We start from the raw sequence: 25,073 nt of genomic DNA, 5'->3' as shown, positions 1-25,073 counted from the left end.
GCTGACAACACCGACGTGAACACCGACGTGAATACCGAGGTGAACACGGCGGACAACACGGACGTGAACACCGACGTGAATACCGAGGTGAATACCGCGGATAACAGTGCTGATAACACGGACGTGAATACCGAGGTGAACACGGCTGATAACACCGACGTGAACACGGCGGATAACAGTGCTGACAACACGGACGTGAATACCGAGGTGAATACGGCGGATAACACTGCTGACAACACGGACGTGAACACTGAGGTGAATACGGCTGATAACACCGCCGACAACACCGTTCATCCGGAAATCGATATTGTTCCTGGCGAGGTCGAAAAGGGCGAGCCAGTGAACGTCGAGGGATGGAACTTCACGGAAGATGGAACTGTTTCCGTGAGCCTCGCCGATGAAGGTGGCGAAACGACCGAACTCGCTACAGAGGTACCCATCGATAGCGAGGGAGAGTTCTCTTATGACGTCGAAACCAGTGATCTGGCTCCAGGCGTCTATACCGTCGAAGTTGTTGACAATGAAACGGGCAAGAAGTCTCGAGCCTATTTCGTCGTCACGGAGGAAGAAACCGTGATTTCTGTTGGCGTGGAAACCACTCCCAAAACCGTGGAAAAAGGAAAGTCGACGCTTCTGACCGGCTGGAACTTCACCGCGGATGGCACAGCAAGTGTCACCTTGTCCACGATAGGGGAGGATGCTGAGGTGGTAGCGCCACAACTCATGGCAAAGCCCAAACCCATGGCAGCAACCGCTATCACTGATGATCTCGCTATCACCAGCGCCGGTACCTTCGAATTGCGGGTCGATTCTTCCGACCTTGCATTGGGAGACTACGAGTTGGTGGCGGTCGATAACGCGACAGGTGCGCTCGACATCGCAACGTTTACTGTTGTTGAACCGACCGATGGTACGGGCGACAACACTGGTGACAACGATGCCGACAACTCGGGTGACAATGTCACTGACAACACTGGTGCCAGTGACAACGATGCCGACAACTCGGGTGACAATGTCACTGACAACACCGGTGCCAGTGGCAACAATGCTGATAACTCGGGTGACAACGTTGCCGATAACACTGGTGGCGGTGGCAACAACGACTCGGATGTGAATGCTGCGGCTAACGCTTCCGATACTGCCAGTGCTGGTGATTCCGGGAACGGAAACTACGTTCCGGCATCCAGCGGGGACTTGGCCAGCACAGGAGCGAGTTCAACCGGAATCATTGCCGGTGCGCTTGTCTTGCTGGTGCTCGGCGTCGCCGGTGTAGTTATTGGCCGGAGGGGTTCAGCAGCATAGAACGCCTTCAGGCATAGGAAGGGTGGCATCGTGAGCAGGCGATGCCACCCTTTCCGGCTGTCCAAAGACATCTCACGCGCAGACCCGTTCTGCATGAAATAAGAGAAGAAACGTGACAACTAAACGGATCAAACGCTTCCCCGCCGTTGTGCTACTTATTGGCGGAATTCTGGCAGCCAGCCACATGGCGGCGACATTGGTATTCACCGGGCCGCAGACGCCACTGAAACAGTCACTCCAGCCGGCTCTGGACAGATACTTCCTGGGGCCGCTGGATCAGGGATGGGGATTCTTCGCCCCGGGGCCTTATTCGCTGAACGAGTACGTGCTTGTGCGTGCCTGCCTAAGCCCGATAGAAGTGTGTGCCGGAGGCGCGGAGGCCGGCGCAGAGTTCACCGAGTGGCATAACGTCACTGCCCGGGAGATGGACTCGCTTCCGTACAATCTTTTGGCCAGCCGGGTAACCCGGCAATCCAAGGCCATTCACGGCCGGTTCTGGTCAGCGGCCAGCGATCTGGAACCTGAATTCGAGAAGATGGCGGAAGCCAACCACATCATGGGGGAATCGGTGTTTGGGGTCGATCTCTATTCCGCGGATGCCACTGAGAAATTCACTGACGCCGAACTGCATGAATTACGCAGCTACAAGCGTCTTGAAGACGTCGCGGTCGGGTTCGGCTCCCTGTACGCGTACCGGGAATGGGGCGGCGAAGCATCTATTGTCGAAGTGAAGATGCGGCGGGATCCTGTGACGCCTTTTCAGCAGCGGCACGCTGACCCTCCACCCGAAACCTCGTCAAACTTCATCAACATTGGTTGGCGGGATGTAACCGAATTCGAGGACGATGTGTTGGCGGCATGGCGATGAGTACGACTGGCAATGACAAGAGCATCCGGAACTGGCTGCGCCGGCAACAGAATGAGCCCCGTCGGATTCTAGACCACCTTGTTGGCTGGTTTATTGGCAATAGGCATGCGGATTACGGCTTCGCGGTCATGCGTATCGTCTCAGGCATATGCCTGCTGAAATGGCTGCTGGTGAACATCGGGGCTGCCGCCCGACTCTGGGGCCCGGGGTCCTTCTATTGGGATGGGTACCGGGAGATCCTCGGCTACACGTGGCCCTTCAACATCCTTAGAGACGCAGGCCCAGGCTTCTTCTGGTTGTGGTACATAATCACCATTGGGCTGGTCGTGGCATTCGTGCTTGGGTGGCGGACACGGTTCGTGACGCCGTTGCTTTTCGTTTTTTACACTGCGATTAATGCCCAAAACACCCCGATTTCAGACGGGGGGAACTACTTCATTCGGATCATGCTGATATATCTGATTTTTGTGGATATATCCCGTCGATGGTCCTTGGATTCACGACGACGGACCAGGAAGCAGGTGCCCGAGCGGGAGACCGCTACGATTCTGCATAATCTGGGGCTGTGTCTCGTTGTTGCCCAGCTCTGTCTGGTGTATTTCGAGGCGGGTATGTACAAGGTCCAGGGGACCTTGTGGCAGAACGGCACGGCGATCTATTATCCGATCAATTCCGAGATGTATGGGGTGTTTCCATTCTTATCGGATTTGTTGACGGCTTCCACGTGGTTAACCGTCCTCGCCACATATTTTACGGTGGTAATCCAAATCGCTTTCCCTTTCATGTTGTTCAATCGCATTACAAGGCGGGTGGCGCTGATTGGGATATTGCTCATGCACGTCAGTATTGCGGTTGTGATGGGCTTGACCTTCTTCTCCGGCATAATGGTTTCGGCTGACGCAGTCTTGGTCAGCAGCGCGACATGGGTCGTTATTGCCGGGTGGCTGGGGCGGAAGTGTGAGCCGGTTTTGCGGCGGCTTAGACGTCCGGTGCGCCGTGCCGTGAAGGAGGTGGAGCCTGAGCCGAAGAAGCCGGAAGTCGTATCCAGCAGGAGTTGAGGCCACCACTGGTGCTGATGCGTATTTGGTGCCGTACGGCTCATTTTGTCTTATTCACTCATAACCTCTATGCTTTTATAGGTCCACAGGGGGAAGATTCGCCGAGTCGGTCGGGGAGGTTCTTCTCTGGTGTGTCCGATGCCCCCATCGTCTAGCGGCCTAGGACACCGCCCTTTCACGGCGGCGGCACGGGTTCGAATCCCGTTGGGGGTACCGCAGGTGTGAAAACCTGTGAATCTGGCTGATAGTATTAGTCAGTCCAATCAAGCAAGGCCCTGTAGCGCAGCTGGTTAGCGCGCCGCCCTGTCACGGCGGAGGTCGCGGGTTCAAGTCCCGTCAGGGTCGCACTGGCTTCCCGGATCCGTTTGGGAAGCCACGGTGATCATCGAAAGATGGTGCCAGGCTCTGTAGCTCAGTTGGTAGAGCGTTCGACTGAAAATCGAAAGGTCAGCGGTTCGACCCCGCTCGGAGCCACCATCAGCAGCTTCGCTGCTCTGTTTGCCTGAAAGCGGCTGGATGCACTTCGCGTCCGGCCGTTGTTTTGTCTGTAGGGCTCATTTTCTGCGTTGTTGCTTCCTTGCTGTGGCCTTGTCTGTGCCTTCCTGCTGCCCTCGATGAGGCCCGGTTGGCCCGAACCGGCGGCGCCAGGCTGTGCACTACCGGTATCGCCGCTAGTGTGGAAGCTAACAGAAAGGGTCTGGTGATGGTCGACGAAAATGCCCGGACGGAAAGTACCCCGGTCATCGGTTCCGGTTCCAATGGATCTGACGAACCGGTTGGTGAAATACCCAAGAACAGCCCCGAAACGGCCCGCGCCCAGCAGGCGGCGGCGCAGGATGCCACCGGGCGTACGACGATATCGGATATAGCAGTGGCCAAGGTCGCCGGTATCGCGGCGCGGAAGGTGGCCGGTGTCTTCGCCCTCGGCTCGGGGACTTCGCGGGCGTTGGGAGCCTTGCGGGACGCGGTGGGCAGCAGCGACCTGGCGCAGGGGGTGCACGTCGAGGTCGGCGAGACCCAAGTGGCCGTGGACATCAATCTGGTGGCGTCTTACGGCAACCCGTTACAGGACGTGGCCAGCCAGGTGAGGGCAGCTGTCTACACGGCCGTGCAGGATCTGGTGGGACTCGACGTCATCGAAGTGAATGTGGAAGTTAATGACGTCCATGTTCCGGGCGTGAATGATCCCAAGCAGGCCGCCAGTTAACGGCCATGCCGCCCGGCCTTCATGGAAGACGGCGCGGGCAGACTCAAGAAGGAAGTGAGGGATTCGGATGAATCTCACCATAGTGGGGATCGGCATCGGCGCGGTCCTGGCCTTTACCGCCCTGGTGTTTCAGTTCTGGGGCTTCCTGCTGATGGTTGTCTTCATGGCTATCGGAGCCCTGCTGGGTCGCGCAGCCGAGGGCAAGCTGGACCTGCGCGGGGTTCGGGATGCGCTGACCGGGCGGCGTTCCTCGTCGTGACGGACCCGGTTCCATCCACGATGCCGGCGTCAACGGCAGCCGGGTCAGACGGCGGGCAGCCGGCGCTGTCCGGGCATACGCGTGTCAACACCCAGGCCTTGACCAGCGTGGCCAAGGCAGCGGCATCCGAGGCCTTGCAGGTGCCGGCAGAGCACGTAAAGGCGGACTGGAACGACGACGGCGGACTGCTTGCTTTGTCGCTGGTGCTTCCGTTGGGAATCCCGTCCCTGAACCGCATTGTCCGTGATCCGTCGCTCATGACCCGGACAGGCGGGCCGATCTGGGACCGGGCGTTGCTGGCGCGCGACTTGATCCTCGACCGGGTGGAAAGTCTGACCGGCTCGCAGTTGAGCCGGGTTGATATCCGGATTACGGGGATCCGAATCCAGGAAGGGGGACGGGTGCGATGAGCCACGACGACGAATCCGGCAGGCACAACGCGACGAAACCGGACAAGGCCAAGGCCCGGATCATCCGCAGGGAGACCCATGCTTCCCGGGCCGTGGCGTCCATATTCGCAGCCATCCTGGTCTGCATTGTGGCAGTGTATGTGTTGTTCGAGGCCTCCTTAAAGGTCTTTGGCCAGGAGCCGTGGCTGGTCGACCCTGATCTGAGCTGGCAATGGATACGCAATTTGCCCGACAGTGCCGACTCGTTGCTGCTGGGTGCATCCGGTGCGCTGATTGTCCTGCTTGGTCTCTTCTTTTTCCTCAACGGCGTGCTGCCCGGCCGGCGCTCCCGGCACGTGATACCCAATCCCCGTGCCGCCGTCATCGTCGATCACGAGGTTGTTGCCTCGTCGCTGGCCAGGCGGGCGCGGACCGAAGCGGGGGTGACGCGGGAACAGGTGGTGGTCAGCGTGTCCCGCCGGCTGGTGGAAGTGAATGTGCGCCCGACGTCGGGGATCCCGGTGGACGAAGCCGCTATCGCCGAGGCTGTGGAGGATGAGCTACGCCGCACCTCGGTGGAGCCGATGCCCGATGTGCGGGTCAAGCTCGCTCCGATAGGGGTGATCGGTGTATGAACGGCACTCCGCGGACATGGAACAGGGTCCTGCTGGCTATCATTGGATTGATCTTATTGGGGGTCGGTGCCTTGGCCATGGCGCTGGCAATGATTCCGGCGGTCGCTCGCTGGTGGTATGACGCGGCCGGGTGGATTCAGGCCCAACTGCACCCGTTGTTCGAGAGCACGACGCTTCAGGGCCAGCGGGACAGCTGGCTGTGGATTGTGCTGGCGTTCCTGACAGTCCTGTTGGTGATCGCCATGATCGCCTGGGCGGCCAACCAAGGCAAGGGCAGGTCGAGCGACTTCGCCGGTGACTTCGGCACCGACCGCGAGGGCGGCAGGGTCCTGATTAACGGATCCGTGCCGGAACAGGCCATCAAGACCGCGCTGGCCGAACGAACCGATCTGGTCAATTCGATCACCGCAACATACCGGGCCAAGGGCATCAGCACGCTGCGGATCCGGCTGTTTCCGCGATCCGGGGTCGCGCCGTACACGTTGGCCGAAGACGTCACGGAAGTGGTGCTGGCTCTCGATATGGCGGTGGGGCTGGACACCCCCGTATTGATCAGCATGAGCGCCGGTGCACGGAGTAGGTTCTTCCGCGCCGAGCGGGTGCGATGAGCGGGTCTCCACGAGGGTCTCCACGCGCTCGCTGACGCTCGCTTGGTCGACCACCGGCTCGGGTGGTCGAGTAAGGCGCTCCGCGCCGCATCGAGACCGCGCTCGCTTGCGGGGTCTGACTTCCCACCGCGGAAAAAGCGCCCGCGGCGGGCCCCTCGTCAGCCCGCTTGACCACCGGTTGGCGTATTAGCTTCGGGGTGTCATCCAGACGGCGGCGTTGGGGGACAGGTGCGAACCGTCAAGGGCGTCCGGCCCGCTGGAAATGATCACCTGGTGCTCCGGGGGCAGGTCGATGCTATCTGTCGACAGGTTGGCCACCATCAGTACTTGGCCATTGGTGAAGGACAGCACGCCAGAGCCAGGTTTGTTCGCCGGCGACCAGACAAGAACGCCTGTACCGAGTTGAAACCGCGCCCGGTGCGACAGCGCAGAGCGGTAGAACTCCAAGGTGGAGCCCGGAACCCCGTCCTGCCGGTCAACGGCGTACCGTCCGAAACTCTCCGGCTGCGGCAGCCACGGCTCGGCGGCGTCGTCGGGACCGAAGCCAAAGCCGGCTGACTGCGAGTTCCACGGCAGCGGCACCCGGCATCCGTCCCGCCCGCGTTCTTCGCCTCCGGTGCGGAAGTATGCCGGATCCTGCCGTGCGGCGTGGTCCAGCTCCGTGTGCTCGGGCAGGCCGAGTTCTTCACCTTGATACAGGTAGGCCGAACCGGGCAGCGCCAGCATAATCAAGGTCGCTGCACGGGCCCGCGCGAGGCCGAGGGATTCATCGGGCTGCTCGTCCTGGCGGCCGATGCCTTTGGGGACGGACGTTGGATCGGCCAGGCCGAAGCGGGTGGGGTGCCGGATGGTGTCATGGTTGGACAGCACCCAGGTGCTGGGTGCACCAACGGACGCAGCGGCCGTCAGCGATTCGTCAATGCTCTTGGCCATCCTGCGGGCATTCCAGCCGGCCAGCAGGAAGTCGAAGTTGAAGGCCTGGTGCATTTCGCCCGGCCGGATGTAGCGGGCCAGCCGTTCGGCGGGCTCCACCCACGCCTCAGCCACCAGCATCCTGTCGCCGTGGTATTCGGCGAGGACCTCATTCCACTGGCGGTAAATGTCGTGGACGCCCTCCTGGTCGAACATGGGGGAGCGGGGCGGCTCCTGCTGAGCGGAACCGCCCATCCTGACCTCTTCCTCGTCCTCGACGTTCGTGGCCTCGGCGGTGGAGCTTTCGCCGCTCACCATTGCCGCCTGCCCGGCCCAATCGGGAAGTCCCTCGGCCTTCACGAGACCGTGGGCCACGTCGATCCGGAATCCGTCCACGCCCCGGTCCAGCCAGAAGCGGAGGATTGACACCATCTCCTGGCGGACTTCCTCGTTTTGCCAATTCAGGTCCGGCTGTCTGGCGTCAAACAAATGCAGGTACCACTGCGGCCCCGTGGCAGCGCCGTCGTCGGCCTCCTCCAGCCGGGTCCACGCCGGCCCGCCGAAGACGGACTGCCAGTTGTTGGGCGGCAGCTCGCCGTGTTCGCCTCGACCATCACGGAACATGTAGCGGTCCCGTGCCGCCGAGCCGGGGCCTGATTCCAGCGCCTGACGGAACCAGGCATGCTGGTCGGAAGTGTGGTTGGGGACGAGGTCCACAATGACCCTGATGCCGCGTTCATGGGCGGCGGCGAGCATCTGGTCGAAGTCCGTGAGCGTGCCGAAGCGGGGGTCGACATCCCGATAATCGGCGACGTCGTACCCGGCGTCTGCTTGCGGGGAGACGTAGAACGGCGAAATCCAGACCGCGTCGATTCCCAACCGGGACAGGTAGGGCAAACGGTCAGTGACGCCCTTGAGGTCGCCCATGCCGTTGCCGTCCGCGTCCGAGAACGAACGTGGGTAGATCTGGTAGATCACCGCCGTCGACCACCAGGGGCTGCGCCCGGTGGAGGCTGCGAAAGCCGGCTCCACCTGGACGGCGCTGTTGCCTCCTGCCGGTGAACCCGCTCCGGTGACAGATCCCCGGGCCGGGCCGCCGGTGTTCTTTGATGTCGATGACATGGAAGGAGTCCTTTCTGCTAGGAAGCGCGGCCGAGCTGGCGGACCGGTATCCAACGGCTGGCCAGCCGCCGGTAAGCGGCCGCGGCGCCTGTCATATCGCCCTCGGCCAGCGCCTCAATCCCCTGCCGTACGTCGAAGGGCGATTCGTCCGGGAAAACCACATCGGCCACGGCGCCGTAGTCCAGCTCGATGATGGCATTCTCGTGGAAGTTCTCCATCCAAGTGGACAGTTCGCTCAAATCCGCCAGCAGATCCAGGTCCGGTGCCGCCGTCGCCAGGTTGCGGGACGCCTCGGCCGCCCGCTCGACTGCTTGGGTCAGGGGAGCGGCTATCCGCACGGTCTGCACCCGGCCATCGGTTTCAACCACTTCCGAGTGGTCGTCTTCATGGATCAGCGCGAACCAGCTGAACGGCACACCCCAGGTGGCCGCGCGGGTGTGGATCTTGTCGATGGAGTCGGCCAGTTCGTCCGGATCGAGACGGTTTTGGTGTGCCTCGCGGGCCGCCTCCGGGAGCAGCACGCTGGACAACGGTCCCTTCATGTTCTCGATCAGGGTCTCCGCGGCGAGCGTGCACCTGACCATGAGCTGGCTGGGGCAGTAGAAGGAAGAGGTCACGCCCTGCGCGGACGGGTAGTGCAGCACCCGTACGTTCTGTGACGAAGTGTGCGGGTATGGGTCCGCCACCACCCGGCCGATGCGTTGCAGCGAATCCGCGGCTTCGGCAGCGTCGATGTCGGAACGGTTGCGGTGGCGCTGGGCGGTGAAGGCCAACTGGTCCTCGTCACTGAACGCCTCCAATGGTTCGAATATGCGCAGATGCGAGACGAAAGGAAAACCTGTGAAGCCGGCCGGGCCGCCGTCGTTATTGCCTGCCACCGCCTTAACTCAGCTCCACGATGACCGGTGCGTGATCCGAAGGCCCCTTGCCCTTGCGCTCTTCGCGGTCGATCATGGCGCCTGTGACCCGGCTGGCCAGTGCAGGGGAAGCAAGCACGAAGTCAATGCGCATCCCCATCTTCTTGGGGAAGCTCAGCTGCTTGTAGTCCCAGTAGGTGTAGACGCCCGGTCCGGGAGTGTGGGGGCGGACGACGTCGGTGTATCCGGCCTCGGCGAAGGCGTGGAATGCGGCGCGTTCCGGTTCGCTGACGTGGGTGGCACCTTCGAATGCCTCCATGTCCCACACGTCCTCGTCGAAGGGGGCGATATTGAAGTCGCCCATCAAGGCGATCTGGCGGCGGGAATCGTCGGCCAGCCACTTTTCGGCGCGGTCGGCCAGCTCGCCGAGCCAGGACAGCTTGTACGGCATGTGCGGGTCGCCGATGGCCCGGCCGTTGGGCACGTAGAGGCTCCAGACCCGCACGCCGGCGCAGGTGGCGCCGATAGCCCTGGCCTCGGCGGTGGCTTCCTCCTCGCCCTTGCCGAAGGTGGGCTGGTCCTCAAAGGTGCGCTCGACGTCCTCCAGCCCCACACGGGAGGCGATCGCGACACCGTTCCACTGGTTCACACCGAAGTGCGCCACTTGGTAGCCGTTCTTCTCGAACAGGTCCCAGGGAAACTTCTCGTCGGTCGACTTGGTCTCCTGGAGGGCGACGACGTCGACGTCGGATCGCTGCAGCCAGGCTTCGACACGGTCTGCGCGGGCACGGATCGAGTTCACATTCCAGGTAGCAATCTTCACACCGGCTACGTTACCGTCCTTTGGCCCATGTTCGCGTCCACCGGTGGAGGGTCAGGGGGCCAGGCGGCGGTAGGAGCTTGAGTGGTGAATCAGCGGATCCTGCACCTCGCGCCCGGAAGCATCGCGGCCCATGGACAATACCTCTCCCACCACCAGCAGGTGAGTGGCGGCCTCATGGATATCGACGGTGCGCAGCTCGAAATACGCCAGGGCGCCGTCGATAATCACCGCCCCGGTGGCCGGTCCGCGGCGGAACGGCACCTGGGTCAGCAGCCCTTCCAGCGGTGCTCCGGGGCTGGCGAGCCAATTGGCGGTGCTCTGATGGCCGCTGCCCAGCAGGCTCAGGGCCCACGTTCCCGATTCGCTGACCGCGTCGGCGATCCTGCCGCCGTCGTACAGGCTGACCAGCATGGTCGGCGGGTCGTAGGAGACGGACATATGCCCGGTGACTGTTGCGGCGTAGTCGCGCTTGCGCCACAGCGTGGAGGCGACGGCGACGCCGGAGGCAATGTCGGCGCTCAGCGTCCGGTAGAGGTCAATACTGGCCTGGGACGGCTGCGCGTCGTCGACCGTATGTGCGTTGAGTGCTCCGGAACTCTCCATACCGGCCACTATTGCAGGCCGAGTCCGGCACCGGCCAGAACAGCCTTCCAACACCGGCCGGACAGCCATCGAGCCCAGGCCTGCGCAGGCTGCTCCGGCGTGGCCCGCTGTCCCGGCCCGGCCCGGTGTCGCGGTGTCCCTCAGCTGCCTCAGTCCGCGCCCGGCGCGACGGCCGTCAGCCCATGGGACACGCACGCCTCCAGCATGCGCCGGTCATAGGTGACGACGGCGGAGGCGCGGAGTTCCAGCGCGGTCGCCACATGCAGGGCGTCCAAGGTCCGAAGGACACTTGGATCCAGGGATGATGCTCTGTCGACGACTTCGCGGTACAACGGACAGGTATCCACGCGCGCGAGAACTTGCTCAGCCAATTCCGCTGTGTCTTGTCCGCGGCGCACAGCGGCCCGCCGTAATTCCACGAGGGTGAGTTCTGAACTGGCGGTGGGTTCGTGTGTCGCCTGGCGAAGATAGTTCCGCAGTGACTCCGTTTCCGGCTCCGCCATCACGAGTTTGGCCAAAGCTGAAGTGTCGACGTAAATCACAAGCGTTCCGCCCGGTCTTCTTCGACGAGACCGGACAATCCTGCCGTTTCCGGCGAAGGTGCAGGTGGCTCAACATCGGCGAGGGAACCTTTGCCCGGGGAGAGCCTCCCTTCGGCTATGAGCTGTTCGCGCCACTGAAGATCCGGCGTCAAGGGGTTCAGCGTTGCCATCGGCCGCCCGTGATTGGTGATGGTGACGCTGTCGCCGGAGCGCAAGAGTTCCTCCAGAATGCCCGAGGCGTTCTGTCTCAGTTCCCGCACGCCCACAGTACGGGTCGGTCCGGGCGGCCATGGCGGTCGGGGTTCCACGGCTCTAGTGTAGCACTAATTGTGCTACAGTTTCGGTGCCGGCCGCACGAGTGGCCTGGCCGGGATTTTCCTACTGCCACCACGTGTCGTCGACGGCCACCGGCAGTTTGCGCTTGTGTCGGCTGGACATGAACCGGTGTTCGAGTAGGCCGGCCGCGTCTTCGCCGATGTCATTGCCCTCGAGGTAGTCGTCGATCTGGTCGTATGTCAGCCCGAGGCTGTCCTCGTCGCTCTGTCCCGGCTGTTCGTCGAGCAGGTCCGCCGTCGGCTTCTTCTCATACAGCCGTTCCGGCGCGCCGAGCTCAACCAATAATGCCTTGCCCTGCCGCTTGTTCAGCCCGGACAGCGGCAGTAGATCCGCGGCGCCGTCGCCATGTTTGGTGTAGAAGCCGGTCACGGCTTCGGCGGCATGATCGGTGCCGACCACCAGCAGCCCGTGCTGGCCGGCCAGGGCGTACTGCGCGATCATTCTGCCCCGGGCCTTGACATTGCCCTTGTTGAAATCGCTCATCCCGCTGCCGGTGGCTATGCGGTACTCGTGCTGGAAGCCGTCCACTCCCGGGCCGACGTCGTAGGTCAGCGATGACGTGGGCGCGACAAACTCCAACGCCAGCAGCGCATCCTCCTCGTCGTGCTGGACCTTGTACGGCAACCGGACCCCGATGAAGTCAGCCCCGCGGCCTTCCCCGGCCAGCTCCTCGACGGCCAGCTGGCAGAGCCGCCCGGCCAGGGTGGAATCCTGGCCCCCGCTGAGGCCAAGCACAAATCCCTTGGCGCCGGAGGACGTGAGGTAGCCCTTCAGGAAGCTGATCCGGCGGCGGAGTTCGGCTTCCGGGTCGATGGAGGGTTGTGCACCCAGTTCGGAGATGATGTGTGCTTGCAGGTTCCGCATGTACTAAAGCCTATTGGGTACCCGGCTTGTGCTGCCGCCATATGGCGGCACGTGGCACCGCAGCGCTGCCGTCATGCGGTGAGTACTGCGTAAAGGCCGCCTACTGCTTGAACGCCGCATCGAACGAGGTCTGCGACGGCGCGAAGTTGAACTGCCGCAGGAACGCCAGCGCCTCCGGGGCTCCCTGCAGACGGTCCATGCCCGCGTCCTCCCATTCGACCGAGATCGGCCCGTCATAGCCGATGGCGGTCAGCGCACGGAAGCTCTCCTCCCAGGGAACATCACCGCGTCCGGTGGAGACGAAGTCCCAGCCGCGGCGGGGGTCGCCCCAGGGCAGGTGCGAGCCGAGCCGGGTGTTCCGGCCGGTGACGCGCAGCTTCGTGTCCTTGCAGTCGACGTGGTAGATCCGGTCCTTGAAGTCCCAGATCAGCGAGACCGGGTCGATATCCTGCCACATCATATGGCTTGGGTCCCAGTTGATGCCGAATGCTTCGCGGTGTCCTATCGCTTCCAGCGTCCGCACCGTGGTCCAGTAATCGTAGGCAATCTCGGACGGGTGGACTTCGAGGGCGAAGCGCACGCCGCATTCATCGAAGACGTCCAGAATCGGGTTCCAACGATCGGCGAAGTCCTGGTAGCCGGCATCGATCACGTCCTCCGGAACGGGCGGGAACATGGCCACGTACTTCCAGATGGACGAACCAGTGAAGCCGACGACGGTATCGACTCCCATCTTCTGCGCCAGCCTGGCCGTCATCTTCATTTCCTCGGCCGCACGCTGCCGCACGCCCTCGGGATCGCCGTCGCCCCAGACCTTCTGCCCGACAATGTTCCGGTGCCGGAAGTCGATCGGATCATCGCAGACGGCCTGGCCCTTCAGATGGTTGGAGATCGTCCACACGCTCAGGCCGTTCCGCTCCAGGATGTCGAGCTTTTCGGCAATGTAGTCGTCGTCATCGGCCCGCCAGGCGTCCAGGTGGTCGCCCGAGACCGCTATCTCCAGGCCGTCGTACCCCCATTGGCCGGCCAGTTCGGCGACCTTCTCGAAGGGCAGATCCGCCCACTGTCCGGTAAAAAGGGTGAAGTTGCGTGGCATCTGTGCTCCTTCTCTGGTGGCTGATGTCCTCTAGTGGCTGATGTCGACGACGGCGCTCGACTTGGCGGCGCTGTCCTGCAGCGAAGTCAGCACCCGCTGGACGGCAAGACCGTCCTCGAACGAGGGACTTGGCGCGGTTCCGGAGGCGATGGCGGCAAGGAAGTCGGCGGCCTGGGACGTGAAGGTATGGTCCCAGCCCAGGATATGGCCGGTCGGCCACCACGCCTGCAGGTACGGATGCTCCTGTTCGGTCATCAGGATCCTGTTGAAACCCTGCCGTCCCCCGGGGGCGCCGGCGTCGTAATAATGCAGTTCATTGAGTGTTTCCAAATCGAAGGTGAGGCTCCCGGCTGAACCGTACACTTCAATCTGCAGCGCATTTTTCCGTCCGGTGGCGTAGCGGGATACCTCCAGGGAGGCCACAGTGCCGGAGTCGGTGCGTGCGGTGGCCCATGCGGCGTCGTCGACGGTCACTGGCTCCAGGCCGTTGCCTGAGGGCCGTTCCTTGACGAATGTCTCGACTGTCCCTGAGACGGATGTGACAGGTTCGCCGAGCAGGTAGTGGATCTGGTCGACGGCGTGCGATGCGAGGTCGCCGAGGGCCCCGGATCCGGCGGTGTCGGCGCGCAGCCGCCAGTTCATGGGAGCCGTGGCATCGGCCAGCCAGTCCTGCAGGTAGGAGATCTTCAATTGCCGGATGGTGCCCACTGTGCCGTCTGAAATCATCCGGCGCGCCTGGGTCAGGGCCGGCAGTCGGCGGTAGTTGAAACCCACCATGGAATGTATTCCGCCGGCCCGCGCCTTCCTGGCCGCGGCCGCCATATCCTCTGCTTCGGCCAGCGAGTTGGCCAGCGGCTTCTCGACGATGACGTGTTTGCCGGCCTGGAGCGCCGCGACCGCCAGCTCTGCGTGCATATGCCCCGGTGCGCAGATATCGACGATCTGCACGTCGTCCCGCTCCAATACGGCCCGCCAGTCGGTGGAGCTGTCCTCCCACCCGTACCGGCCCGCAGCCTGGGCGACCTGGCCGCCGTCGCGTCCCACCAGCACCCGCTGGGCGACCTTGGGGCCGGGGTAGAACGCATTGACGTTCCGCCAGGCGTTCGAATGGGCCTTGCCCATAAAGGAATAGCCGACGACGGCGACACCCAGTGTGTCCGTGCCGTCCTCTGCGCTGTGATCGGCTGCCATGGAATCTCTCCTTGGGGGATAAGGTGATGGTTCTTGAGGCGGCGCGCCGGCAGCGGCACACCGCCGGGCGGCTACACGGTCGCCGCGAACGGGTCCCAGGTTTCGGGCAGCGGCCGCACCGGTTCGGTGGTGCTCTCCACGTCGATGAATTCGCTGGACTGCAACGACTCGTTGACGGACACCATGGCGTCAAGCACGTGGTAGGCCAGGGTTCCCGGAGCCCGGTGGGGTTCGCCGCTGCGGATCGCGCGGGCCATCTCCAGCGCCCCGGTGCCCCTGCCGGATTCGGCGCCTGTCGCGTCGACGGTCACCCAGTCATCCGAACCGAGCCGGTGAATCTTGATCTGGCCGGTGAACATGTTGGGATCCGGGAAGGACATGGTTGCCTCGGTTCCGGTGACTTCGACAAAGCCGGCACGGGGCAGCGGGGAATCGAAACTGAGCACGCTCTGCGATGCTGCCCCGGATTCGAACTCGGCCAATGCGCTGACGTGGGTCGGGGCCGTCACGTCGAAGACCTCGCCGGCCTTAGGCCCCGAACCGATGGTGCGCTGGGTGCGGGATTTGTTGCCCATCGCCGCGACCTTGGCGATCGGACCGAAGGTTTGCACCAGGGTGGTCAGGTAATAGGGCCCGATGTCGAACAGCGGCCCGGCGCCTTCGGCGAACAGGAACGCGGGATTCGGGTGCCAGGACTCCGGACCGGGAGACTGCATCAGCGTCAACGCCGTCAGCGGCGTGCCGATATCGCCGTTCTCGATCATCCTTCTGGCTGTCTGCAGCCCCGCTCCGAGGAACGTGTCCGGCGCGCATCCAAGCCGCAACCCTGATGATTCCGCTTCCTTGAGCAGCTGGATGCCGCTGGGCCGGTCCAGTGAGAACGGCTTCTCGGACCAGACGTGCTTTCCGGCCCTCAGCGCTGCCGTGGCAACTTCAACGTGGGCGGCCGGGATGGTCAGATTCACCACCAGCTCCACGTCGGGATGCTGCAGCACCGCGTCGACTCCGCCATGGGCATCGATCTTGTACTTGTCTGCCTGGGCCTTGGCCGCCTCCGGGAAGATGTCACCGATCGCATGGACCGTCACGTCGGGAAAGCGTGTCAGGTTGTCGAGGTATTCGTTGCTGATGGTCCCGGCGCCGATAATGCCGACGCCGACAGGGCCGTTGCCTGCGGGATGTGCGCTCGCTGTGCTCATTACTTCCCTGCCTTGAGATAGGTGTAGCTGTCGGCGATGGCGTCGAAGACGTCACCGGAGAAATCGTCCAGTTCGACGACGGCGGTCTCCAGTGAGCCGGCGGCGTCAATGCAGTCCCAGACCGGCATCCGCCCCGCACCGACGGCTGTCTGCTCCTTGTCGTCCTTGGTCAGCGGCCCGTCCTTAATATGGAGCAGCTTCACCCGGTCTCCCAACCGGCCGAGCAGTGCGGGTACGTCCTCGCCGCCGACGGCCGCCCAGTAGGTGTCAACTTCAAGGACCACCTCAGGATCCAGGTTCTCGGCCAGTACCTCCAGCCCGGAGCGGCCGCCGATACGGGCTTCGAGCTCGAAGGCGTGATTGTGGTATCCCACCCGGATGCCATGCGGTGCGGCCCGCCGGGCCGCGTCGTTGAGCGACCGGGCCGTGGCGACGATGTTGTCCTCGGACTGCCAGTTTTCGGCTGGCACATGCGGATCGATCACGGTCGAGATGCCCAGGCGTTTGGCCGCGGCGAAAATTTCATCCTGGTCTGCCTGCAACAGGGGCGCATGGCCGGACGGGGCCGAAAGCCCGGAACTGGCCAGCGCATCGGATAATTCGTTGGCCAGGGCCACGAAGTTGAAGGGCTCAACGGCCTCGTAGCCCAGGGCGGCGATCTGTCTGATGGTGCCGTGTAGGTCGCGGTTGAGCGCCTCGCGGACGGTATACAGCTGCAGCGAATAAGTCACAACTTCTCCTGCCGGTAAAGGGATGAATCGCCCTGCCGCGGCAGGACATTGCAACACCTTTCAACCTAGAGCAGCTTTTGACGACGGTCAAGCAAAAGTTGATTATGAACAACGAGTTGTCGAAGGTGACAGCAAAGAAGTCGACGTGCTATTCCTTAGTGCATGGTGATTGCCTCGTATGCCGGGACGCCTGCGCCGGCCGGTGCAGGAAATTTGTCGCGCGCGGGCGAAATCTTCCAGCTGCTGCGCGATGGCCGTGCCAGGACCAGATCGGAGCTGGCTGCCAGTACCGGCCTGGCGCGGTCGACTGTGGCGGCCCGGATAGACGCCCTTCTCGAGTCCGGGATGGTGGGCCCCGCCGGCGAAGCCGCATCATCGGGAGGGCGGCCGCCGTCGCGTTTCGCGTTCAATCCGTCGGCGAGGACCGTCCTGGGCGTCGACGTCGGCGCGACCCACGTCATCGTCGCGGCCAGTGACCTCACCGGAGATGTGCTGGCCACGGAGCGTCACGACGTCGACATAGCGGACGGCCCCACGGAAGTCCTCAGCTGGATCGTCACTCATGGGCAGAATCTGCTGGAGAAGATCGGACGTGATGTGTCCGCCTTGGCCGGCGTCGGTATCGGACTGCCCGGCCCCGTTGAACATTCAACCGGCAAGCCGACCAATCCGCCCATCATGCCTGGTTGGGACGGCTTCGATGTGCCGGCCTTCATCCAGCGTTTCTGGGATACGCAAGTGCTCGTCGACAATGACGTCAACATCATGGCGCTGGGTGAGCAGGCCAGTTACTGGCCGGACGAGCAGAACCTGATCTTCGTCAAGGTGGCCACCGGTATCGGTGCCGGAATCATCAGCAGCGGGGCGCTGCAGCGCGGCGCGGTAGGCACTGCCGGCGACCTGGGCCATGTGCGCGTGCCCCGCGGGGATGCCGTGCGGTGCCGGTGCGGCAACTACGGCTGCCTCGAAGCACTCGCCTCCGGCCCCGCCGTGGCCACCGCACTGTCCCGGACCGGCGCAGCGGTTCATGACGGCGCGGATGTGCTCCAGCTGGCACGCAACGGCAACGAGGCGGCCCGCGATGCCTTAAGGCAGGCGGGACGGGACATCGGGGACGTGCTGGCCACGTGTGTGTCCCTGCTGAATCCGTCAATGATCGTCATCGGCGGCAGCGTGGCCAATGAGGGCGAGAACGTGATGGCCGGTATCCGCGAGGTGGTGTACCGGCGTTCCATGCCGTTGGCCACGGCGCAACTGAATGTCGTGCTGTCCAAAGCCGGGACTCAGGCCGGCGTGCTGGGCGCCAGCCGCATGGTGATCGAGCACGTCCTGTCGCCGGCTTCGATTGAAGCCATAGTCGCCGGCGCATAGCTGCTCAGCGGCGCTGCTCCGGCGGCACCCGGCAGGCTTGGCCTGTTTCCGCGCCAGGTATTCGGCGCTGTGGCGCCGGGCGTTCCCGTCGCCGGTCATCCCTCTTGCCCGTCCTGCTGGGCCGGTCTTCCCCATGAGGGGGCTCCCGCCCGGCCCCCACCAGGGCCGGTCACCGTCTCATGCCTGGCACACCGCGCTGCTGCCCGTTATCTTCGTCGCCGTCGTGCGCTTCCTGCACGTATCGATACCGAAAAGCAACATTAAACGCGCAACTTTTGCTTGACCTCCGATAGAAGTTCCCATATGTTGTGAGCTAGCCAACAATTTGGGGCGTACTGAGCTATGAACAAAACGGAGCTATGGACAAAGGAGCCAAGTCGTGAAGATTCGGTCAGTAGTGGCAGCAATAGCAACAGGAGCACTGGCACTGACAGTCAGTGGGTGCGGCAGCGGCGGGGGAGGTGGTGACTCGGATGCGGCAGGAGGTGGCTCTGGCTCCCAGACCCTGACCTACTGGGCCAGCAACCAGGGCACCAGCATTAAGCACGATAAGGAAGTGCTGACCCCGCAGCTGAAAAAGTTTGAAGAGAAGACGGGCATTTCGGTGGAGCTTGAGGTGATTGGGTGGGATAGCCTCCAGACCCGTATCCAGACTGCGATCACGTCCGGCCAGGCCCCCGACGTCGTCAATATTGGCAACACCTGGGCCGCTTCCCTCCAGGCGACCGGCGCATTCCTCCCCTTCGACGACAACGCCATGTCAGCAATCGGGGGAGCGGACAAGTTTGTCGAGCCGGCGCTGGCCACCGGCGGCGCCGAGGGACAGCCGGTGACATCAGTACCGCTCTATGGGCTGGCGTACGGGTTGTTCTACAACAAGGCGATGTTCGAAGAGGCAGGCATCGAACCGCCCTCGACTTACAAGGACATGGTGGCCGCCGCCGAAAAGCTGACCGACACGAAGGCCGGCGTTCACGGACTGGCTCTGGCGGCCGGAAGCTATACCGAGAATTCGCATTTCGCATTTATCAATGCCGTTCAAAACGGGGCGGAGCTGTTCGATGACCAAGGCCAGCCGACCTTCAGCTCGGATGGTGTGGTCAAGGGCATTCACCGGTACCTCGATTTGATGCAGAAGCACGAAGTGGCCGATACCAGCAACGCCCAATACACCAACGGGGTGCAGGCGGTGAACGACTTTGCCAAGGGCAAGGTCGCCATGGTGATCAGCCAGAACAATGCCGGAAGCAGCATTGAGGCTCAGGGCATGAAACCCGACCAGTGGGGCGTGGTTCCTTACCCTGCCCCGGCCGGTGGTGAAGAGATCGCGAGCCACGTGGCGGGCATCAATCTCTCCATCTTCAAGAACACGGAAAACAAAGAGGGCGCGTTGAAGTTCGTGAAGTTCATGACGAGCCCGGAGGTTCAAAAGGCTGTGAGCTCCGAGTTCAAGACACTGCCGGTGCTGAAGGATGCAGAACCGACCTTCTCCAAGAAGGAGGAAGCATCCAAGATGTTCCAGAACATCTACAACAACATGTCAGCACCCTTGCCGCTGGTACCGGCGGAAGATCAGTTCGAAAGCTCGGTGGGACAAGCGATGAACAAGATGTTCGCCACCATCGCCACCGGAGGCACTGTGACTCTCGAGGACGTCAGGGTCGCCATGGAAACCGCCGAACAACAGGTGGCGGCGTCCAGCGGATCCTAGTCGACAGAAACGGGCACCTGGTGCGCCAGGACTGCGCTCCTGGCGCATCAGACGCCCGCTACCTCAGAGAGCGAGAGTTACTGTGACGACAAGTACCAAGGTCCCGGATCACGTGGACCCCAAGGACGGGCCGGCGCCCGACCCGCCCGCACCCCGGCGGAAACGCCGAAAGGGGTGGTGGCTGCCGTACGCCTTGCTGGTGCCGGCGGTTTTCTTCGAGTTGCTGGTCCATATCATCCCGATGATCACCGGGATCTGGGTCAGTTTCCTGGAGCTGACCCAGGCCTACATCGCCAATTGGGGCGCCGCGCCGTTTGCCGGACTCGGGAACTACCAAATTTCGCTGGACTTCAACGGAGTTATTGGCTCGGCGCTGCTACGTTCGTTCGCCGTCACCTGTGCCTTCACCATCCTGGTGGTCGGAATCGCGTGGGTTATGGGAATGGCGGCGGCCGTGGCGCTGCAGCGCCAATTCCGGGGCCGCAGCTTGTTCCGCACGTTCTTCCTCGTGCCCTACGCGCTGCCCGTATTCGCAAGTGTCATTGCCTGGAAATTCATGCTCCAGAAGGACAGCGGGGCGGTCAACCACCTGTTGTCGGACAATCTTGGCTTGATCGATGAGAAACCGTTCTGGCTGATCGGGGACAACGCCTTTATTTCCCTGGTCGTCGTTGCGGCCTGGCGGCTGTGGCCTTTCGCCTTTTTGATGCTGATGGCCGGGCTGCAAAGCATCCCCACCGACGTCTACGAAGCTTCAGCGGTCGACGGCGCAAAGCCCTTCCGTCAATGGAGGAGCATCACCCTGCCGATGATGCGGCCGGTGAACCTGGTGCTGGTGCTGGTGATGTTCTTGTGGACATTCAATGATTTCAACGTTCCGTACATTCTGTTCGGATCTTCCCAGCCCCCGGCGGGCGACATTATTTCGTTCCATATTTACAACGCGTCCTTCCTGACGTGGAACTTCGGCCTGGGCGCCGCCATGTCGGTGTTGTTGATGCTGTTCCTGCTGCTGGTGAGCGGCATTTACCTAATGGTCCTGAATGGGAGGAACAAGCGTGCAGGAAACTAGATCCGCCAAGCTCTTCCGGATAGCCGTTCTCGCCGTCCTGACGGTGTTCACTGCGGTGCCCATCTATGTGATGGTGAGTTCTTCGCTGAAGCCGCTTGGTGATGTGCAGGGAGCGTTCAGCTGGTGGCCGGAAACGTTCACCATTGCCCCGTTTATCGAAATGTGGGAAACGGTGCCGCTGGCCGATTACTTCATCAACAGCATTATCGTCTCCGTTTCGGCAACCCTGATCAGCCTGGTCATCGCCATATTCGCGGCGTACGCGCTCTCGCGGTACCGCTTCCGGGGACGCAATGTCTTCAGCACGTCCATCCTGACGACCCAGATGTTCCCGGGGATTCTGTTCCTGCTGCCGCTGTTCCTGATCTTCGTCAATATCGACCAGGTGCTGGGCATCCAGCTGGTGGGTACCAGAATCGGTCTGATCATCACGTATCTGACGTTCTCGCTGCCATTTTCCATCTGGATGCTCGCAGGCTATTTCGACGGGATCCCGCACGAACTGGACGAAGCCGCCAAGGTGGACGGTTGCTCGCCGATGAATGCGCTGCTTCGCGTAGTGTTGCCCGCCGCCAAGCCGGGGCTGGTCGCCGTCGCCATTTACAGCTTCATGACTGCCTGGGGCGAAGTGTTGTTCGCCTCGGTGATGACGACGAGCGCCAATAGAACGATCGCAGTCGGGCTGACCCTGTACTCGACGCAGACCAACATCTATTGGAACCAGATCATGGCTGCGTCGCTGGTGGTCAGCATCCCCGTGGTGATTGGATTCCTGGTTCTGCAGCGGTACTTCGTGGCCGGGCTTACCTCCGGGGCGGTCAAGTAGACGCCGGATCGTGATGTTCCCTGCCCGGCGGCGATAGGGTAGGGAACTATGACTCTTGCTTCGGTTCAAGGCGAAGCGTCCGGGGGTTTCCTGCCTGCTTTTCCTGATTGGCTGACGGTGCTGCTGGGCGTTGCCTACGGGATCATCGCCGTCGTCGCGCTTGGAACTATTCCAGGCAACCGTCGGCCGTCGTCGGCCATGGCATGGATCCTGCTGATCCTCTTCCTCCCATATGTCGGGGTTGTGCTTTTCCTGCTGATTGGCAGCACCAGTATCGGGCGACGCCGGATCCGGAACCAGGAGCAAGCCAACCAGACGATCCGTGAGAACACGACTGCTGCCGAGCTGCGGGAAGAAGACTACAAGGGGGCGGAATGGCTGCGTTCCGTCGTCGAACTAAACCGTACCCTGGGAGCCCTGCCCAGCCAGAGCGGCAACAGCGCCGAACTGGTCAATGGCTACCGTGAGTCTATCGACGCGATGACCGCCGAGATCGATAAGGCGGAGCGCATTGTCAACGTCGAGTTCTACATTATGGGCTACGACGAATTCACCAAGGGCTTCTACCAGGCTTTGGAGGATGCCCACCGGCGCGGGGTGAAAGTGAGGGTGCTGTTCGATCACATCGGCTCGCTGCGGACGAGTGGATACCGCCAGATGCTGAATCGGCTCAACGAGATCGGACTGGACTGGCACCGGATGCTCCCGATCCTGCCGCTGCGCGGGCGGTGGCGCCGCCCGGATCTGCGCAACCACAGGAAAATCCTCATCGTCGACGGGCGGGTGGCGTTCATGGGCTCCCAAAACGTCGTCGACCCCGGTTATCACCGGCGGGGCAACCGTGAGTGGGTGGACCTGATGACGCGGGTGGAGGGCGACGTCGTGACAGCGTTGAACTCCCTCTTTGTGACCGACTGGTACAACGAGACCGAGGAAATCCTGTTCGAGGAGCTTGATCCCGCTCCGCGTGATAAGCCAGCAGGGAATATCACGGCCCAGGTGGTGCCCAGCGGACCCGGGTTTGTCACGGAGAACAACCTGCAGCTGTTCAACACCCTGATCTATTCGGCGCAGCGGCGGGTAACCATCACCAGCCCGTATTTCGTGCCGGATGAGTCGCTGCTGCGGGCGGTCACGACGGCGGCACAGCGCGGAGTGGCCGTGGAGCTGTTCGTTTCACAGAGCGGGGACCAATTCCTCGTCCACCACGCCCAGCGGTCGTACTACACGTCGTTGCTGCAAGCCGGCGTCCGGATCTTCCTGTACGAGCGGCCGTTCGTGCTGCATTCCAAGCACATGGCCATCGACGACCGGGTGGCCGTGGTCGGATCCAGCAACATGGACATGCGTTCCTTCGAACTGAACCTCGAGGTCTCGCTAATGTTGCTGGGCACGAAAATGGTGCAGTCGATGCATCGCGTGGAGGCGGGATATCATGCCCGCTCCAGCGAACTCTTACTGGAGGACTGGCAGGACCGGCCGCCGCTGGCACGGTTCGTCGACAACGTGGCGCGGCTGTCGGCGTCGTTGCAGTAGACGGGTGCCTGCGGGCCGGCGCCCGGTGGTCATCGAGTAGCCGTTGGGTGGCCGGGGGACGCGGGGGACGCGGGGGACCAAGTAGATGCTCGCCCTGTGCCTATGTCGATGGCACTCCGGGGATCTTGTTTTCCCGGAAAGCCTCCACGAACAGTGCGCGGTCCCGCCGCACCTTCGCCGAATACTCGATTGCGAAATCGGTGATGTCCTCGATGAACTCTTCGCGGCGGTCCCCGATCACGTCAACGATCGCTTCCTCCGTTTGGAACGGAACCAGACTATGGTCGCTGTCCTGGTCCGAAGCGCAGTGGACCTTCGCCGTCGCCCGTCCCAAGTCCACCAGCAACGGGTCGATCTCGTCCGGCTCGGTGATGTTCTCCCAGCCGAGGTCCTGCTTGTACGGCGATAGCTCGTCGACGACGAATCCGACACCATTGATCGAGGTGTAACCGAGGAAGCGGTCCGTGTGCACCTGCAGGGACCGTTGGCTGATCACAGTCCGGTGGCCGTCGTGCTCGAAGAAGTTGCGGATGTCTTCGTCAGTGACGATCCGGCTCGGCGCCGCGACGTTGCCCTGTTTCAGGGACAAGACGATGTCGTTTTCCTGCGCTTCGTTGAACCCTTCGATCAGGACGTTGTAGGCAGGGAGGCCGGCGCTGCCAATTCCGAATCCCTTCCGGCCGACGATGTCTTTGATGGTGTAGTAGACCTCGCGGCCGGACTTCTTGGACTCCGGAATAGTCGTCAAATACTGTTCGAAAGCGCGCTCCACTTCAGCGCGCTCAGTCTCGTCCAGGCGACGGTTCTTACCATCATCGCGGAAGTGCCGCTCATGGTTTTCAACGATGGTCATCGAGTCGAGCATGTCCGATCGGCGGCCGGTGCGGGCATCCTGCAGAATCTCGTGGATGGTTCCTTCGGTGTTGTCCAGATGCAGCGCGAAATCGTCCTGTCCTGAGCTGGCATAGTACTCGACCTGATCGAGATAGGAGGTGAGGTAGGTGCGGGCCAGGTCGCGGATGGCCCGCTCAGGGAGCGCCTTCCGCCAGCAAAGCAAGGCCAGCGATGTCACGAAACGTCGGAGGTCCCAGGAGAAGTGGCCGAGGTAGGCCTCGTCGAAGTCGTTGATATCGAAGGTCAGCAGGCCGTTGCTGCTCATATACGTGCCAAAGTTTTCTGCATGCAGATCGCCGTGGATCCAGACACGGCTGGTGCGCTCATCGGCCCAACGGTCCTCCATTTCGTTCATATCCGCGAAGAAGAGGCAGGCGCTGCCGCGGTAGAAGGCGAACGGATCCGCAGCCATCTTGCGGAACTTGGCGCGGAATGCGTACGGGTCGACTTTCATGAGCGCTTCAAACGCATCAACGAGAGTGTTGGCGATCATTTCCTGGCGTTCAGTGGCATCGGTCATTCTGACAGTCTATGAGCTTTGGTCCACGGGTGAGTTCGAACCTGGCTCCTTGCCGTCTTTTCGTTAGGAATCTGAAATCTGGTCTGGTGACGCCGGGTGGACGCCCGGGTGGAAACTGGATGGAATCCGGGTGGAAGTCCAACAGTGAGCGTTCGAAGATTTATTCAGCGTTGTTATACATTTGTTACATACCGGGGCCTGATTCTTCTAATAATGTCGTACCCGGGTGGTTGACTATTTTTATGACGGTTCATAGGAGTGTTGACGACGACGGCAGGCGCCCGGGTGCCGGTGCTTCCGGTGCTGCGGGTGCCGGTGCGGGCGGGTGGTTTTGGTTGTCGGGGTGGTCGATGTCCGATGTTCAAGATGGGTGGCAGGGCCTGGGCGTCGAGCTGGATCTGCGGGTCGATATTGCCCGCGCTGCCGGGTTCAAGGAGGTGCCGGTGCTGGCCCGGGGGATCGTGGATGGGCTGGCCTGCATTGAATCGGAAGATCTGGATTATCGGCAGGCGGTGAATCTGCTGGACGAGGCGTCCAGGCT

25 protein-coding genes, 3 tRNA genes and 1 pseudogene are annotated in these 25,073 nt (G+C 62.5%); 17 read left to right on the top strand and 12 right to left on the bottom strand.

What is annotated here, in order from left to right; genetic code table 11:
• The 11 genes and pseudogenes from H535_RS27055 to H535_RS0120725 all read left to right on the top strand — a co-directional run.
• Nucleotides 1–1,302: pseudogene (locus tag H535_RS27055) on the top strand (hypothetical protein); the annotation flags it as partial.
• 112 nt (nt 1,303–1,414) lie between these two features.
• A complete protein-coding gene (locus H535_RS0120770) occupies nt 1,415–2,170 on the top strand; it encodes a DUF5819 family protein (protein ID WP_026821062.1) in 756 nt (251 codons plus the stop codon).
• A complete protein-coding gene (locus H535_RS28055; protein ID WP_051299621.1) occupies nt 2,161–3,228 on the top strand; it encodes an HTTM domain-containing protein in 1,068 nt (355 codons plus the stop codon). Before H535_RS0120770 ends, H535_RS28055 begins: the two co-directional genes overlap by 10 nt.
• A gap of 140 nt (nt 3,229–3,368) precedes the next feature.
• Nucleotides 3,369–3,441 (top strand) — tRNA-Glu (locus H535_RS0120760).
• A 58-nt stretch (nt 3,442–3,499) separates the two neighbouring features.
• Nucleotides 3,500–3,573 (top strand) — tRNA-Asp (locus tag H535_RS0120755).
• 56 nt (nt 3,574–3,629) lie between these two features.
• Nucleotides 3,630–3,705: transfer RNA gene (locus tag H535_RS0120750), tRNA-Phe, on the top strand.
• Nucleotides 3,706–3,904: 199 nt separating this feature from the next.
• The gene (locus H535_RS27045; RefSeq protein ID WP_245580406.1) at nt 3,905–4,435 is read left to right on the top strand and encodes an Asp23/Gls24 family envelope stress response protein; all 531 of its coding nucleotides are present in this window, start codon (nt 3,905–3,907) and stop codon (nt 4,433–4,435) included.
• A 67-nt stretch (nt 4,436–4,502) separates the two neighbouring features.
• Nucleotides 4,503–4,694, top strand: coding sequence for a DUF2273 domain-containing protein (locus tag H535_RS0120740; RefSeq protein ID WP_026821061.1), 192 nt, complete (start codon nt 4,503–4,505; stop codon nt 4,692–4,694).
• A gap of 20 nt (nt 4,695–4,714) precedes the next feature.
• A complete protein-coding gene (locus H535_RS0120735) occupies nt 4,715–5,104 on the top strand; it encodes a hypothetical protein (protein ID WP_035770389.1) in 390 nt (129 codons plus the stop codon).
• Nucleotides 5,101–5,718: a DUF6286 domain-containing protein gene (locus tag H535_RS0120730; protein WP_026821059.1), complete on the top strand. Its 618-nt coding sequence runs from the start codon at nt 5,101–5,103 to the stop codon at nt 5,716–5,718. The genes H535_RS0120735 and H535_RS0120730 overlap by 4 nt, the downstream gene beginning before the upstream one ends.
• A complete protein-coding gene (locus H535_RS0120725) occupies nt 5,715–6,326 on the top strand; it encodes a hypothetical protein (protein ID WP_026821058.1) in 612 nt (203 codons plus the stop codon). The genes H535_RS0120730 and H535_RS0120725 overlap by 4 nt, the downstream gene beginning before the upstream one ends.
• A 186-nt stretch (nt 6,327–6,512) precedes the next feature.
• Here H535_RS0120725 and H535_RS0120720 read toward each other — a convergent pair whose 3' ends face one another.
• The 11 genes from H535_RS0120720 to H535_RS0120670 form a co-directional block, all read right to left on the bottom strand.
• Nucleotides 6,513–8,360 carry a glycoside hydrolase family 13 protein gene (locus H535_RS0120720; protein ID WP_026821057.1) on the bottom strand — a complete coding sequence of 616 codons (1,848 nt, stop codon included), beginning with the start codon at nt 8,358–8,360 and terminating at the stop codon, nt 6,513–6,515.
• Between the two features lie 17 nt (nt 8,361–8,377).
• The gene (locus H535_RS0120715; RefSeq protein ID WP_026821056.1) at nt 8,378–9,238 is read right to left on the bottom strand and encodes a DUF8083 family protein; all 861 of its coding nucleotides are present in this window, start codon (nt 9,236–9,238) and stop codon (nt 8,378–8,380) included.
• Between the two features lie 4 nt (nt 9,239–9,242).
• Nucleotides 9,243–10,040 carry an exodeoxyribonuclease III gene (locus tag H535_RS0120710; RefSeq protein WP_026821055.1) on the bottom strand — a complete coding sequence of 266 codons (798 nt, stop codon included), beginning with the start codon at nt 10,038–10,040 and terminating at the stop codon, nt 9,243–9,245.
• Between the two features lie 51 nt (nt 10,041–10,091).
• Nucleotides 10,092–10,643, bottom strand: a complete 552-nt coding sequence (locus H535_RS0120705) for a flavin reductase family protein (protein WP_026821054.1) — start codon at nt 10,641–10,643, stop codon at nt 10,092–10,094.
• A 149-nt stretch (nt 10,644–10,792) separates the two neighbouring features.
• Complete coding sequence (locus H535_RS0120700; RefSeq protein ID WP_026821053.1) at nt 10,793–11,185, bottom strand: type II toxin-antitoxin system VapC family toxin; 393 nt, start codon at nt 11,183–11,185, stop codon at nt 10,793–10,795.
• Nucleotides 11,182–11,445, bottom strand: coding sequence for a type II toxin-antitoxin system Phd/YefM family antitoxin (locus H535_RS27040; protein ID WP_211236658.1), 264 nt, complete (start codon nt 11,443–11,445; stop codon nt 11,182–11,184). The genes H535_RS0120700 and H535_RS27040 overlap by 4 nt, the downstream gene beginning before the upstream one ends.
• Before the next feature lie 118 nt (nt 11,446–11,563).
• A complete protein-coding gene (nadE, locus tag H535_RS0120690; protein WP_026821052.1) occupies nt 11,564–12,385 on the bottom strand; it encodes an ammonia-dependent NAD(+) synthetase in 822 nt (273 codons plus the stop codon).
• A gap of 100 nt (nt 12,386–12,485) precedes the next feature.
• The gene (locus tag H535_RS0120685) at nt 12,486–13,481 is read right to left on the bottom strand and encodes a sugar phosphate isomerase/epimerase family protein (RefSeq protein WP_026821051.1); all 996 of its coding nucleotides are present in this window, start codon (nt 13,479–13,481) and stop codon (nt 12,486–12,488) included.
• Between the two features lie 30 nt (nt 13,482–13,511).
• The gene (locus H535_RS0120680; RefSeq protein ID WP_026821050.1) at nt 13,512–14,672 is read right to left on the bottom strand and encodes a Gfo/Idh/MocA family protein; all 1,161 of its coding nucleotides are present in this window, start codon (nt 14,670–14,672) and stop codon (nt 13,512–13,514) included.
• A 71-nt stretch (nt 14,673–14,743) separates the two neighbouring features.
• Nucleotides 14,744–15,871, bottom strand: coding sequence for a Gfo/Idh/MocA family protein (locus H535_RS0120675; RefSeq protein WP_026821049.1), 1,128 nt, complete (start codon nt 15,869–15,871; stop codon nt 14,744–14,746).
• Complete coding sequence (locus H535_RS0120670) at nt 15,871–16,602, bottom strand: sugar phosphate isomerase/epimerase family protein (RefSeq protein ID WP_026821048.1); 732 nt, start codon at nt 16,600–16,602, stop codon at nt 15,871–15,873. Before H535_RS0120670 ends, H535_RS0120675 begins: the two co-directional genes overlap by 1 nt.
• Nucleotides 16,603–16,764: 162 nt before the next feature.
• Between H535_RS0120670 and H535_RS0120665 the strand changes: the two genes are divergently transcribed.
• The 5 genes from H535_RS0120665 to cls all read left to right on the top strand — a co-directional run bounded on the left by H535_RS0120665 (nt 16,765) and on the right by cls (nt 23,118).
• Complete coding sequence (locus tag H535_RS0120665; RefSeq protein WP_035770384.1) at nt 16,765–17,973, top strand: ROK family transcriptional regulator; 1,209 nt, start codon at nt 16,765–16,767, stop codon at nt 17,971–17,973.
• Nucleotides 17,974–18,352: 379 nt separating this feature from the next.
• Nucleotides 18,353–19,684, top strand: a complete 1,332-nt coding sequence (locus H535_RS0120660; protein WP_026821046.1) for an ABC transporter substrate-binding protein — start codon at nt 18,353–18,355, stop codon at nt 19,682–19,684.
• Between the two features lie 82 nt (nt 19,685–19,766).
• A complete protein-coding gene (locus tag H535_RS0120655; protein ID WP_051299620.1) occupies nt 19,767–20,756 on the top strand; it encodes a carbohydrate ABC transporter permease in 990 nt (329 codons plus the stop codon).
• On the top strand, nt 20,743–21,582 hold the full coding sequence (locus H535_RS0120650; RefSeq protein WP_026821044.1) for a carbohydrate ABC transporter permease: 840 nt from the start codon (nt 20,743–20,745) through the stop codon (nt 21,580–21,582). The genes H535_RS0120655 and H535_RS0120650 overlap by 14 nt, the downstream gene beginning before the upstream one ends.
• A gap of 48 nt (nt 21,583–21,630) precedes the next feature.
• Nucleotides 21,631–23,118 carry a cardiolipin synthase gene (gene cls / locus H535_RS0120645; RefSeq protein WP_051299619.1) on the top strand — a complete coding sequence of 496 codons (1,488 nt, stop codon included), beginning with the start codon at nt 21,631–21,633 and terminating at the stop codon, nt 23,116–23,118.
• A 100-nt stretch (nt 23,119–23,218) separates the two neighbouring features.
• On the opposite strand, the gene H535_RS0120640 is transcribed toward cls, so the two are convergent.
• Entirely contained in the window at nt 23,219–24,532 is a 1,314-nt protein-coding gene (locus H535_RS0120640; RefSeq protein WP_026821042.1) for a DUF2252 domain-containing protein, read from the bottom strand.
• Nucleotides 24,533–24,774: 242 nt separating this feature from the next.
• Between H535_RS0120640 and H535_RS29215 the strand changes: the two genes are divergently transcribed.
• On the top strand, nt 24,775–25,073 hold a 299-nt coding region (locus H535_RS29215; protein ID WP_155838805.1), incomplete at its 3' end, for a hypothetical protein.

It is taken from the genome of Arthrobacter castelli DSM 16402, assembly GCF_000430705.1.
Taxonomy (GTDB): Bacteria; Actinomycetota; Actinomycetes; order Actinomycetales; family Micrococcaceae; genus Arthrobacter_C; species Arthrobacter_C castelli.
This window is presented reverse-complemented; position numbering and strand designations above follow the sequence as displayed.